General features: G+C 68.9%; 2 protein-coding genes (1 of these 2 running past the window's edge). Both read right to left on the bottom strand.

Annotated elements, in window-relative coordinates:
• On the bottom strand, positions 1-660 hold the full coding sequence (locus tag ACFVMC_RS02000) for a hypothetical protein (protein ID WP_379206014.1): 660 nt from the start codon (positions 658-660) through the stop codon (positions 1-3).
• Positions 657-14,110: the 3' portion of a LuxR C-terminal-related transcriptional regulator gene (locus ACFVMC_RS02005; protein ID WP_379206016.1), read on the bottom strand. Its footprint extends 43,837 nt past the window's final position; 13,454 of the gene's 57,291 nt are visible here — the last part of the coding sequence; its start codon lies beyond the right edge, outside the window; its stop codon occupies positions 657-659. Before ACFVMC_RS02005 ends, ACFVMC_RS02000 begins: the two co-directional genes overlap by 4 nt.

Below are 14,110 nucleotides of genomic sequence, written 5' to 3' on the forward strand. Positions count from 1 at the left end.
TTAGGGAATGTGCGGGTAGTGGATGCGGTCTTCGTCGGACAATTCCGCGATACGGAGTTCACCCGCTCCCCCGCACACCGGGCACACCCGCGAGCCCAGGCAGGTGCGGCAGCGCTGGCGTCCGGTGGCGGTGGGCGCCTTGGTCCAGCCGCGGCCTCGGCAGGTCGGGCAGGAGCCCGCGCCGTCGCATTCGTAGCACAGGACGGCGCCGTCGCTGATCGTGTCGGCGGTGACGGCGGGGACCACCCCGGGCGACGGATCCGGCTGGTAGAGCTGGATGTTCGGGGTTTCGCCGAGCAGCACAATGCCGCCGAACCCGTCCTCGAGGCGGGCTTGCAGGCGGTAGCCTTCGCGGTCGCCGCGCACCGTGACCACGGTGGGGGTCTGCGGGTCGCGCTGCACCTGGACGGTCCAGCCCGCCGTGTGCAGTACCCGCGCGGCGTGATCGGCGCGGGTCGGGTCGGGCGGGCCGGACAGGTTGGCCAGCGCCTCGAAACGGTGCCGGGGCGGATCGGACCAGTCCACCTGGCTCGGGTGCTTCGGAATGACCACGTGCGGCACCGCACCCGGCACGAGCTGGCCGCCGAACCATTGCAGCTGACCGCGCAGGAACTCCGCGGACTGCTCCAGCCATTGGCGCACGCCTTCGATTTCCGTCATGACCGTGCACCACCTTCGTTCGCCGTAGCCGGACGGTAACCGACCGGGTTGTACACGATCACCATACGGTCGGTGGGTTGCGGCGCGGAGTACTTGGCCATGGCGGCCGGGTTGATCACGTTACTGGCGCCGGCGTCGATGGTGAACAGGTATTCGCTGCTGCCGTCGCCGGTGAACATGGTGTGCTCGACGACCTGGAAGCCGGCGGCGATCGAGGGCGGCAGTACCCGGTTGATGGCGAGCATGAGCTCGTCGCCCTGGATGTGCCCGCGGTCGCCGGGCGTACCACCCTGCACCAGTTCCGATTTCATGTCCCACTGGATTTCGATATGGGCACCGGGAACCAGTGTGTGCGGCAATTGCCGGGCGAGGGTGTCGTAGTCGCTGTCGCCGTAGTGGGCGCTGACATTGTTGATGAAGTAGCGGGCCACGCCGCCGTTGCCGCCGATATTGAGTACCGCGCCGTGCAACAGGAAATCGGCCCACACCATGAGCGAGCCCTCGCGCGTCAGCGGACCGGGGTCGAGGATGCCGAGGTTGCGGCGGCGCTGTCCGGCGTCGGCGTAGTCCATGGGCAGTTCGGTCTGTAGCACCAGGCCGCCGCCGGAGGTGTCCTGGGCGGGCGTCAATTCCACGGCAAAGCCACCGCGGCCGACACCCACGTCGACGGTGTGCCCGCCCGCGACGGCGGCCGGCACCGAGGGGCGCGGCACGAACAGCACCGGATGGTTCCGCTGCGCGGGCAGCCGGTACTGCGCGCGGGGGCGGGAGAGCACATCGACCGAGGAGTGGCCGTTGGCGTCGTCATGGATCACCACGACGTATTCGATGTCCAAGCCTGCGGTTTCGGCGCCGCGGTTGGCCCGATCCATGGCGTGGAAGAAGTCGAGCAGGGACATGCTCGCGCCGCGCGGGCTGGTGGCCAGGGTCCGGAAGTCCACCTGTCCGCTGTATCGATCGAGAATGCCGCCGACCCGATCGGGCATTCCGGCGTAGTCGCGGGCCTGCGCGCGCATCGCCTCGAAATCGATGGCTTGGTTGATCTGCTGCATGAAGCCGGGGGTGTTCTGCACCTCGGTGATCGCCGCGTCCAGCGCGCCGGCGCGCCACTCGGAGGCCATCGGGTCGTTGAAGGCGCGTTTGATCGGGTTCAGGGCGGCGACCAGATCGTCGGCGCTGAACTGCCCGGCGGCTTCGAGCCGTCTGCGAATGGCGCTGACCTCGCGGTTGGCGAAGATCGGCTCGAAGAGGCGGCGGCACTGTTCCTCGCGCATCCGGGCGCTGAGCGAAAGTCCTTCCGCCATCATGACATCGGAGGCATGCGGGCCGGTCAATTGGAGCGCCAGCTGCCCGAGATAGGTTCGCGTGCTCTCGTCGAAGGCCTGGACGGTCAATCCCTTCCCGAACACGGGGCGGTAGCCGACGGCATCGCTGTATTCCAGGGTGATCCGGTGTGCGAGCGCCGGATCGTGCTCGGTCAGTGCCCGAGTGGCCGCGCTGTCCCTGCCTACCTCGGCGATCAATTCCTCGAAGTCGGCCCGGATCTCTACGGTCAGCTTGCTGCGCGCGGGATCGAAGATCGACTGATCCAGTTGGGTCGCAACTATTTTCAGTTCGGCCACCCGCGGCCCCGGATGCTCGAAGGTCGGATCGGTCAACTGCCGGATCCGGACCAGCATGTGTGCGACGGCGCGCGGCACGTCGCGGGTGCGCAGGCCGTCGGCGAGCACGATGTCGAAGGCCGTGCCGTCGGAGCTCAGCTGGAAGCTGCCGACCTCGTTCTCGAAACCACTGTCGACCCGAACGTGCACCGGGCGACCGTCGGGCAGCCGGAAGTGACCGTCGCGGTGCCAGCCGGTGTCGACCGGCATGATCGCCTTCAGCATGTTCCCGATCGCCTGCTGGACCTGCTCCACGGTGAGCACACCATCATCGACGGTGCGGCCGTTGCCATCGAAATTGCCTATGCCCTCGATGATTTCGCTGTAATCGGCGGGCAGAACCGAGGACAGTGGCTGCTGCGACGGTTCCAGGTACTCCGGTCCTTCGACGTCCCCTTCCTCCCGAGCCGGAACGGTCTGGAACGGATTGCGGTATTCCACCTGCTCGGCGGGTTCGGCCGCGGGCGGACGGATCGTCTGTTCGGGGTCGAGGTACTCCGCCTCTTCGGTCTCCCGCCCCGGCACGATCGCCTCCGGGAGTGCGGAGCCGACACCGAAATAGTCCGGCTCCTGGTCGCTTTCGATGGATACCGGCCCACCGAGACCAGATTCGCTGGCGTCGCCGGAGGGTTCCGACACCTGCTGGACCGGTGGCGTCCGGGTTCCACCGGGCGCTTCGATCCCGATCATGGTCTGTGCTTGATCGACCGGCGGCGCGACGGCCGGGCTCGGGTCGATCATGGTCGGTTCGTGCGGCATCGCGGGCGGGACCGACCGGCGCGAGGTGGGCGTGGGTATCGAGGTCATCGTCTCGGCGCCCGCGACCAGACCGGCCACCTCGCCGACGCCGAGCTTGTGCGCGATGCGGGCCAGATAGGTCGCCACGGTGTGTACCGAAATATCCAGCGCCGCGGCGATTTCCGCGTTCGAATGATTCGCCGTGCGCCGCGTGTACACCTCGGTCTCGCGGGGGCTCAGTGCGGTGCGGCCCTCGCTCGACTGTGGCCGCAACGCCACGTCGGCGTCCATCGCGAGGATGCCCGCGCGCAAGGCGGTCGCCACCATGCCCGCGCGGTTACTGATGCCCAGCGCACGACCGATCCGGACCAGGTGATTCTTCACCGCGGACTCGGAGTCGTCGATGGCCAGGCCGATCTCCTTGTTCGACCAGCCATCGGCAACCAAGGCCAGGACCTCGAGCTGGATCTCGCTCAGCACCTCCGCGTGCAACCCGCCCTCGAGCTTCATCGCGACGATCGGATCGTCGAGCGGCAGCAGGCCCGAGCGCACGCCGACCGCCGCCATCGCGGCGCGATCACCGGTGCCGAGCTTGACCGCGATGCTGTTCAGATGCGAGCGCACCGTGAGCGGGGCCATCTCCAGCAGGTCCGCGATCTGCTTGTTGGTCAGACCGGTGGCGACCAGCTCGAGCACTTCTTTTTCCCGGGCGGTGAGATCGGTGTGGGTGATCGGCTGTGTCGGATGCGCCGCCAGGTCGGGGCCGTGCTCCGCGATCGACAGCAGCGCTTTTCCATTGGCGCCGTAGGCGATCGCGGACAGCATGCGGGAGCCCTCGGTCACGGTGCCCGGTACGTACTCGTGCCACGCGCCGTTGTCCACGTTGACGTCGCTGACCAGGATCTTGCCGTTGTCCACCCGCATCCAGGACGGGTGCGCCACCTCCATACCGCCGATCATGTACTCCTCGACCAGCAGCAGCGCGGTCGCCGGATCGGCGCTGTCGATCAGTCGCGCGGCGGCCGCGTCACGGGAGACGACCTGGCGCATGCGGCCACGCGCGTAGGTCTCCTCCATCTCGAGCGCGGTCCGCCCGGACGGCTTCGACTCGGCAGGCACGACGACATCGAGCCCGGCCTCGCGGCCGATGCGCATGGTAGGCCCGACACAGTCTTCGTATCGTCCCGAATCTTGTTGCGGCACAACGGCCTCGGGCATCGCGAAGCTCGTCGAGCAGTCGCCCTCGACACCCGGATCGGGTATCGGGGTGCTCGGCTGCGGACCGGCCACCGGCGCACCCGAGCCGAGGATGCGTCCGGCCATCCGCCGCAGGAAACTCCGTTTCGCGGTGGCGGGTTCGGCCCCCGCCGGCGCGGCCCCGGACTCGGGCCGTGATTCGGCTTCCGGCGCACTCTCGTTCGCCGTCCCCGGCGTCTGCGATTCGGTCTCCGGCGTGCTCTCACTCGCCGTCCGCGATTGGGCTTCCGGCGCACTGCCTACCGCCGGTCGCGGGGTGTACAACGCGACCAGGTCCGCCGGCACCAGCGGCGCGATCCGAGCCGAGCCGTCGGTGAGCAACCCGGCGATCAGCTCCGCCACCTGCTCGGTGGTGCCCGAAAGCCCCTGGAACCAGCGCGACAGCACCTCGCTCGGATGACCGGAATGGGTCGGCGGCGCCACCCGCCAAGTGCCCGCGCCGTCGGCGAACAGCCGCAGCGGGAAATGCGCCACCTCGATCGGCAACCCGATATCGACGAACTGGCCGGCCGGCCGATCGCTGGAATCCCGGATCGGCAGGGCGATCTGGCGGGTCACCAGCCGATGGGCGATCACCGCCGGATGCGGCTCGCTCAGCGATGGATCCACCCGCACCATCTGGAAGCCGGCCAGCGCGAGCTCGTGGGTGACTTGCGCGGGATCGATCCCCGCTGGGGCGACGGCCCCGGGCCGGAGCAACGCGAGCCACCGCCGGATATCGAGGACAAAGTCGAAGTTCGGATCCAGCTCGGCGCGCAGCCGATAGCGCAGGTAGTGGTCCAGCAGTTGGGGCACGACCTCGTCGTAGCGGGCCGCACGCAACACACCCTCGGCGTCCTCCGCCGACATCGGCTCGACCAGCAGCTCGCCCTCGGGACCCGTGGCGACCGACCGGTATTCGAGTTCGTACACCTGCCGCCAGAGCACGCCGTCGAAATCGGGCTGCTCCAGCTCCAGCTCGCGCAGCAGATCGACATGATTACCCGGTTCGGCGAGCACCAGCAGCCGCGGCTGATAGCTGCGCGGATGCGGGGGCAGCAGCGCGATCCGGTCCGCCAGCGGGCCTTCGTCGACCACCCGGCGCGCACCTGGGTTATCGGCGAGCAGCCGGTCCATGACCTGGCCGAACACCTGGCGCTGGACCACCGAGGACTCCAGCTCGGGAGTCACGGCGGCCTGGATCGCGGCATCCAGCGCATCCGGCACGGGCGCGCCCTCGTCGGTGTCCCACGGCAGCGGCCGGCGCAGGTCATCGTGGGCGGAACCAGCCAGGTCCAAGGCGATCTGGGCCTCCGCCGGGCCGACCTCGACCAGGTAGGCGCGCACGGCCGCGAGCCGTGCCCTCGCGCTGTCCTCGGCGGCCAGATAGGCCTGTTCGGCGGGGCCGCGCGGCACGAACACACCGTTCGCGCGCAGCGCCCGCAACTCCTCGACAGCGGCGACGAAGCGCTCGGCTTGCTGGTCGAGCTGCGCCTTGGTGAGTTCCGCGGGCTCGGCGACGACCTCGGGCGCGGAGGGGGCCTCGACGGCCGGGATGGCATGCGCGCCATCCCATTCCGAGCCGAAATGGGTCTCCAGATCGACCCCGTCGAGCACCGGTCCGAGCACCGTCAGCTGCGCGCGGACCGCGGCCGCGGCATAGCGGTGCGCCACCGCGCGCACGGCCGCCTGCGGTACCTGGTTCTCGTTGCGCAGGATGTCGTACTTGGATTCCACCGAATAGACGTTGCGCAGCAGATTTTCGGCGTGGTCGAAGGCGTCGTGATAGGCCACGGCCAGCGCGTTGCTGGTGTAGCGGCTGAAACCGCCGGTCTCCCGGCGATGGTAGAAACCGCGTGCCTCGGCCTCGGCCCGGAGGTCAAGCATCATCTTCAGATAGTCGGCGCGGCTCTCGGTGAGCAGCGCCAGCGGATCGCCGGCCGAGCGCATGGCCTGCGCGAGGTGCGCGGCGACGATCAATTGGCCACTGCCGACCTCGCCGCTGAAGGGCAGCACCAGGGTATTGGTGATCGGGTCGTAGCCCGATTCGCCGGTGAAGTTCTCGCGCCGGGCCTGGGTCAGGGTGACCTGGTCGAAGCCGAACCGGATCCGCACGCCCAGGCTCTCCAGCGTCCGCAGCGCCCAGCGACCGGTCTCGCTCGACTCCAATTCGGTTCGGATCCTGCTCATTTCGCCGGCCGCCGTGCGGTCCAGCGACGGCAGCAGGTTCCGGTCGGTGACCTCCAGATCAGGGACGGTCGCGACGGCACGGCGGGGGAAACCGTTGATGTCGTCCATCGAACGGCCGACTTCCGCGGACTGCGCCTGCGCGCGCTGCCACAGCTCGGTCAGCTCGACCAGCGCGCCCATCTGCCGTCGAGCCTGCCGCGGCCACGTGTGCACCGGCGCATTTCGGTTGTGCTCGGCCACGGCATCGAGCACGTAGGCCAGGCGGGCCGCGCGGTCCGAAGTGTCGGGCATTTCGGCGAGCCGCCGGGCCGTCATCGCGGGCACCTGCTCCAGCACCTGATCCCAGGCCGTCTCGATCGCTTCGATCTCCCGGCTCAGCGCCGCAGTGATGCGCATCAGCCGCTGCCGCTCCCGAACCTGCTGTGCGGAGAGCACGATTCTGCGGCCCATACTCTGGCGGCTCGCCCACTCGGCCTCGAGGGTTTCGCGCAGGTCGGTTCCGGCCATGAACTCGCCACTCGCCAGCAGCGCGTCCACACCGGCCAGCAGACGCGCGCGGCCGGCCAGCCCGGCGTCGACCCCGGGCGCGATATCCGCGGCGGCGTAGGCGGCGGAGTACTGCTCGAACAGCGCTTGCTGGAACGCCAGCTCGGCGCGATCGACGCCGAGCTGATCGGTGCGCGCGAATCCGGCCTCCTGCACCTGTTGATCGAACTCGGCGCGCCAGGCGATCGCGGTGGCTTCGGCCCGCAGCCACGGCTCCACATACGCGTCCTGCGCCATATCGCGGATCCGGATGGGCTCGGTCGCCACCGCGTCGGCCGCCACGGCCTGCATCCGGGCCGCGTGCGCGAGCACTTCCTCGGCGATGGCGATCAGACCGCGGCCGGTGGTGTCGATGGTGATCTGGCGGATCCGGCCGTGGAAATGGTCACGGTCGCCGAACTGGACGTGCGCCTCGGCATTGTGCAGGACCGCCATGGCCTCCTGGCCGATCGCGGTGCGGAACAGCAACTCCCACACCGGATGTGTGGCATCCCTGGACTGGCCGATGACGGTCGGGGCCAGCAATGGCTCCGGTGGTTGCGGACGCAGCGTGATCCGGGTGGTTCGCGGCTGGTCGGCGAACGGGTCATCCGGTGGCACGGGACCCTGATCGGACGCGGTCGCGCCGATGCGGAGGTCGTCGTCGGGCAGTGGGACGCGGGGGTCGCCGATACCTTCGACGACCACACCGTCGCGCCAGATCACCGCCCGCGTGACCGCGGTCTCGGCATTCGTGCTGTCGGTCAGCTCGGCCAGCGAAACCCGGTCGTTCCCACCGAAACTGAACCACGCCTGCCCTGCGTCGTCCGGGCTGCCCGCGTAGGTGGCCCGTTTCCCGTCGACATCGAAAACGTTGTTGCCCAGGTACTTCACCGTGTAGGCGTGCGCACCGATCCCGGTATCGGTGTCGGCGGTCTGACGCTGGTCCAGCACCCACGCGATCGCATCCGGCCCCGCCTGCTTCAGACCCTCGATCAGATTCGCGTGCGGTTCGTGCGGTCCCGCGGTATCGAAGCCTTCCGGCCGCGCCGCACCCAGCAGCGCCCGCACCTCGGACCACTTGCGCCCGAACGGACTCCGCGTCTCGGGATCCGGAAGACCGACCACCGCACCCTGATCGGCGACAACGCGGGCCAAGGACCGGTCGACGCAGTCGGCGAGCGGAAGCTCGGATGTCGGCTGGGCCCCGGGCAGGGACTGGCCGCCGGGTTCATGATCCGAAACCTGCTGTGGTGCTTCGGTATCCGGTGATGTGAAGTCGTGTCCGCCGTCATTGAGACCCGCGGCGAGATCCGTACCCGCCAGATTCGGCGCGGCGGCCGCGCCGACCGCACCGCCGACACCCGCGCTGTGTGCGGCAGCCGGATCGATCGGTGGCGTGTTCCGAGCCGGTACCCCGCTCACGCGCGGGTCGTGCGCGGTGCCGGTCCAGCCGCGCAGGCCCTTCGCGGCCTCCGCTGGACCCGGGCCGGCCGTATTCGGCGCGACGACAGCGCCGATCGCGCCGCCCACCCCGGCCGCGTACGAGGCGTCCGTTTGCGCGGCCGCGCGGTGCGGCGCGGCAGCGCGGGACAGGTCCAGGCTGATCGGGGCCACCGACCCGGTGCCGAGGGCGAGGTTCTTGTCGTAGTGGACGGCCGCGGTGGCGACCGGGGCGAGGGTGGCGGGTGCGCTCGCTGCCGCGGGATGGGCGGTAAGGACCTCGGCCACCGCGTGCAGGGTCTGGGCCGAATCCGGATTCGGCATGAGTGCGGCGAGAGCCCGCAGACGTTGGGGTGCAAGGATTTCGGCGATCCGGTCGACGTCGGCGGACGCGTCGAACGGTGTGCCGTGCGCTTCCCACAGCAGGTGCTCGTGCAGCGTCAACTCCAGGACGCCCGCGTGGTCGCCCTGATTGGGCACCCGGACCGGCATCAGGATCTGTGCGTGTTCGCCCTGGGGCAGCATGAGCTGGAATGCCTGCCACAGCGTACGCAGCTCGGTGTCGGCCGCAAGGGTCTGCGCGTGCGTCTGCGACCAGTCGCTCAGCGCAGTGGCGATCAACTGGTTGACGCCCAGCGGCCGGCCGAGTTCGACGATGCCGTGGGTGTCGTAGCCACGCGCCGTCAGCAGCCACTTGAGCGCGTAGGCCGCCTCGGCATAAGCGGCGCGGGCCGCGGCCGGGTCGGCGGCCGGTGCGGTAGCCGCGGCTGCGGTAGCCGAGCTCGGATCGGCCGCGGGTGCGGAAGCCACGACTGCCGGAACCATCGCGGCGGTGAGAATCACGTTGCCGCGCACCACGAATCGGCCGTGCATCTCGGTCAGTGGCAAGCCGTCTTTTCCGGTGGCCGCCACCATCAGCCGCACGTGGAAGGTACCGGCCTCGACGTCGAAGGTGACCAGCGAGTTCTGGAAGATGTGGTTCAGGCGCAAGCTCTGGTCGCCGGTCGCGGTGTACCAGGCCTTGAAGATGCTCTCCTTGGCCGAGAACAACACTTTGTCCCATGCGATGCCGGTATCCGGCAGGCAGTCCAATTGCTCCTGTATCCAGAGCAATTCCTCGACCCGGCCCGTGCCGTACATCATCTGCCGGACCGACCGGTTGTCCTCGGCATCGATGCCGACCGCACGGAACTGCTCGGCGTCGGCGATGGCCGCGGCGTAGTAGTTGAGCTGGTCGGCGCGGTCGATCATCTTGTTGGTGAGGCTGCCGACCACCCCGTCCGGGAACACCGGTTCGCCCAGCGGTCCGCGCGGAATTTCCACCTCGCCGTGGCCGTGCTCGGCCAGCGCACGCCGGGCGGCGGTCCGGGTATTGGCCTTCTCCCGCACCCACGACGGCGGCGAGTTCTCCTTCAGCAGGACAGCGGCCTCGCCCGGCAGCAGCGCCGCGGCCGGGTTGTCGCCGACGATCTCGTAGGTGGACAGTTCCGGCAGCAGCTCACCGATGAGCGAGCCCGGGGCCTGGGCCTGGGCAGTGCTGCCGTCATCCGGCGTCGCCGTCGCGACGGCCTGGTTCTTGCTGTCGTCGACCCCGAGGTCGGCCTCGTCGAAGATCTGTTTCGGGGTCAGGCCGGGCACGATCTCGGTGACGCCGACATGCAGGCCCATACCGCGGTAGGCGGCGTCACCGGGATGCTTCGGATGCTCGATCACATCGAGTCCGTGCTCGGCGGTGTAGGCGGCGACCCGGGTTCGGATGTCGGTAAGTACCTCGGTCAGGGTTTCCGGGTCGATGCCGATGACCACCGCGGAGAGTTCGTCACCGCCGGTGCGCATCGGCACGACGACACCGCCCGCCGCGTCCAGGGCGAAGCGGAAAGCCTCGGCGATACCGCGGAAGTGCACGTTCGCGGCGGCGGCCCGGTTGTTCATCGCGGCATTGAGGCCACTGAGGTTGGCGATATCGGCGGACAGGTAGAAGGCCGGTACCCCGGTCGCCGCGACGAACTGCTGTGCGCGCACCACCTCGGCCGTCTTCACCCCGGACAGGCGCGCGTCGTAGAACTCGGTCACCTCGTCCCGGGCGACCGGGCGGTACATTTCCGCGGCCACGACCTCCGGGGTCAGCGTGCCCAGGGCGTAGAGACCTTCGGCGAAGGCGAAGCGACGCAGCTCATCCGGTGATGGGTAACCCGCCAGCGCGGCGAGGTTGCGGTTCAGTCCGCCGAGGCCGAGTCCGCGCGGCGCCGCGCCTGTTCCGCTTGCAGCGCGGCCTTGGCCGCCGCTCGTTTCGCCGTCAGTTCGCGGCGCATTTCCTCGATCCGGCGTTCCCGTTGCTCCGGTGTCAGTCCGGTCAGTCCCAGTCGCGCGTCGCGGCTCTCCTGCGACATCGGTCCTCCCGTTCTTGCTGTCGTCGACGCCGAGGTCGGCCTCGTCGAAGATCTGTTTCGGGGTCAGGCCGGGCGTGATCTCGGTGAACCCGGCATGCAGGCCGACACCGCGATAGGCGGGGTCGCCGGGATGCTTGGGGTGCTCGATCTCGCTGAGGCCCTCCCGCTGAGCATAGGCAGTGACCCGGCGGTTCACCTCGGCCATGACCTCGGTGAGACTCTGCTCGTCGATGCCGAGCACGATCGCGCCGACCTCGTCACCGCCGGTGCGCATCGGAATCACCACGCCACCGGAGTCCTCCAGCGCGGTCCGGAACGCGGTCGCGATGCCGTTGTAGTACACGTTCGCCGGCTCGGCCTGGTTGTTGCAGAACGCGTTGAGCCCGCTCAGATTGGCCACATCCGCCGAGACGAAGAACGCGGACGCGCCGGTGTAGGCGGCGAAGGTCTGGGCGCGCAGCACCTCCGCCGTCTTCAGCCCGGACACTCGCGCGTCGTAGAACTCGGTGACCGCGTCCCGCCCGACCGGCTCGAACAGTGCCGCGGCCACGGCCTCCGGCGAGGACAGATCGGTCTCGCGCACCTTGCGCTCGAATTCGGCGCGATGCACGTCGTCCGGGGACTGGTAGCTCGGGGCACTCGAATCCGCTTCGGCGACAAGGCTGTTCACGACCGGATCGACGGTGTCCCTGGCCGCCGCGGTCAGGACCTCGGAGGTGTCCACGTCCCGCGCATGGTGCCACGCAAGGGCGATCAGCCTGTTGTAGAGGACTCTTTGCGCGACGGTGGCCGCATCGGGAGCGTGCCGGACCGCGGAGTACGCCTCGGCATAGGCTTCGTGGGGAACCAGATTGTGTTCGGCGTCGAAGCTGTATCCGCTGAGCTGGGCTTTCAGCCACGGCGGGAACAGATCCGCGAAATCGGCATCCTGCTCCGTGATCGGGTAGTTCCGTTCCGCCATGTGCTGGATGAATGCCGCGCGCAATTCGGCCATCGCTTCGTTCCAGTCGTGCGCGACCTCTTCCTTGGAGAACCAGTTGACGACGAGACCGTGCATCGCATGGCCGACCTCGTGGCGCATGACCGACCGCACCGGTGCGTCGGGCGAACCGGCCGTGAAACGGTTCTTCTGGTTCTGCTGAATCCTGGCGCGAAGCAACGCCGGATTGATGGCGTAGCGTTCGTTCAACGTGATGATCACCGCGCCGGGCCGCATTCCGGGCGCCGAGCCCACATAGTGCGTGCTACCCAGCGAGCGATCGCGGAGCGGGGCGATATCGACCGCGATGATGTCGAGGCCGGGCTGGGCGCGCACTTCGTCGCGAATCGTGTGGAGGAACTCCCGAATAGTCTGGATATCGACGTCCTGCATGGGCATGCCCGCCACATGGATACCGGTTTCGGCCGTGAACGCGGCGATCTCCGCCAGTACCTCCTGGCGTTGCTCGGCAGACCGCGTGTCGACCGGTGCCGTGTCGTCGAACGGTGTGCGGCGATTCCAGGCGGCCGCCTCCCGCTGCATCAGGTCGACCAGCACACGCTGACCGACGCTGACGTGCGTTCTGCCGTCCACGGCTGCCCGGGCGGCGACCTCGAACGAATGCGCCAGGGCTCCGGGGTCGAGCAAACCACTCGTCGAGTCGTAGAACGAGCCGAACTGAAGCGACATCCATTCCTCGAAGGGTGCGCGTCCCCGGTACTCGTTGTCGAACCAGTGCCGCAACGCATCCAGCGCATGCACTTCGGCTCGCCACCGCCCGGCGTATACCAGTGCCCGCCCGAAAGCCGAAACAGTATCCCAGTACAGCTTTTCCGGATCGATCCCGTTGTCGAAGTGCGACAAATTCACGGTGATCCGCGCGAATGCTTCCTGGCCGCCCCCGACTTCGACGTCGACTGGTTGTGAGCCTTTCACCGGAGATCGCGTGAACGCGATCTCGCGCAGATCTATCTCCGGATGCGCGACGAGCAGTTGGTGCGCCGTCTTCGCAAACTTCCGGGCGACGTCCAGGTCGCGTGTACCGCGAATCTCGTTGCCACCCAGAACTGCCAGGCGCGGATGATGATCCCGCAGCTCTGCCCGGATATCGAGAATATCCTCGGCGTTCTCGACGTCGAATCCCGCAGCGGGTTGGCTATCCACGCTGTCGGCGTCGGATGTCGCGGTGGGATCTGTTGCCGTCGGGCCGGCATCGGAACTGCCGAACTTATCGCCCAGCCAGCGCGCGGATTGCCTGGCGGCCCCGACGACATTGCCCATGAGCCCGCGGAATTCGGCGGATTCCCCGACGGTCCCGGTCCGCGAATCGGTGGGGTCCGCAACCTGATCGCCGATGGCGGCTTCCGGGTCCGCGGGCGTATTCCCCTGTGGCGCGGGCGGATCGGTCGGCTGCGCCGGATCCGGGTCGGTGTCGGGGCCGAGGTCGGTGTCGGGGTCCGGGTCGCTGTCGGCCGGGGTGCGGGTGAACCAGAGCGACTTGCCGCGACCGTTGGCGAAGGGGGCGTAATCCCAGGCGTCGGATTCCGAATGCAGGATCTTGATGCCGCGGCCGCGTTCGTCGTTGATCGCGGCGTCCTGCTTGTCGATTTCGGCCTGGTCCGGCTCGGAGGTCTCGGTCTCGCCGAGGGCGGCCGACACCGCGGCGCCGATCTCGGCGAGGTCCATACCCGCGATGCCGTCCTCGTCGAAACCGTCCAGCAGCGCATCGATATCGTCCTGACTCGGCTGCTCCGAGGCCGCCTCTGCCCGGGCTACCGCGGCACCGATCTCGGCGAAATCCATGCCGTCCAGGGCGCCCTCGTCGAAACCGTCCAGCAGCGCATCGACATCGGCCTGATCCAGCAGCTCGGGCGCAGGCTCGGCGGCAGCATCGTCCTGCTTCGCGGCCTCCTTCTTCGCCGCGTCCGCGGCGTCGCGGCGCTCCGCGGCGGCCGTCGCCAGACCTGCCATCCGGTTGGAACCGTCGCGGATCGGACCGCTGTCCGGATGGTCGGTGACATTGTCCTGGGTTTGCAGGAGGAGATGGCCGGTGCCGGGGAGGACACGCAGGGTGATCCGGACCTGGCCGGTGCTGTGCTCCAGGCAATTCGCGATGGCTTCGCTGGCGCTGACCACCACGTAGTGGACGCGGACGGGCGCGCCCGCGCTCCAGCCGATCGCGGCCAGTTCATCGCGCACCCAGTGCCGTCCGGCGCCGATCGGCTCGCGACGCGCCGCTTTGACGCGGTCGTGTTCGTCGAGATCGTCGGGGCGCGCGGTGTCGGTGA

Source organism: Nocardia sp. NPDC127579, from assembly GCF_042672005.1.
Lineage (GTDB): Bacteria > Actinomycetota > Actinomycetes > Mycobacteriales > Mycobacteriaceae > Nocardia.

What these genes read in the sequence shown, in the direction of transcription:
- ACFVMC_RS02000 (WP_379206014.1), bottom strand. Translation starts at nt 660, where the DNA reads ATGACGGAAATCGAAGGCGTGCGCCAATGGCTGGAGCAGTCCGCGGAG.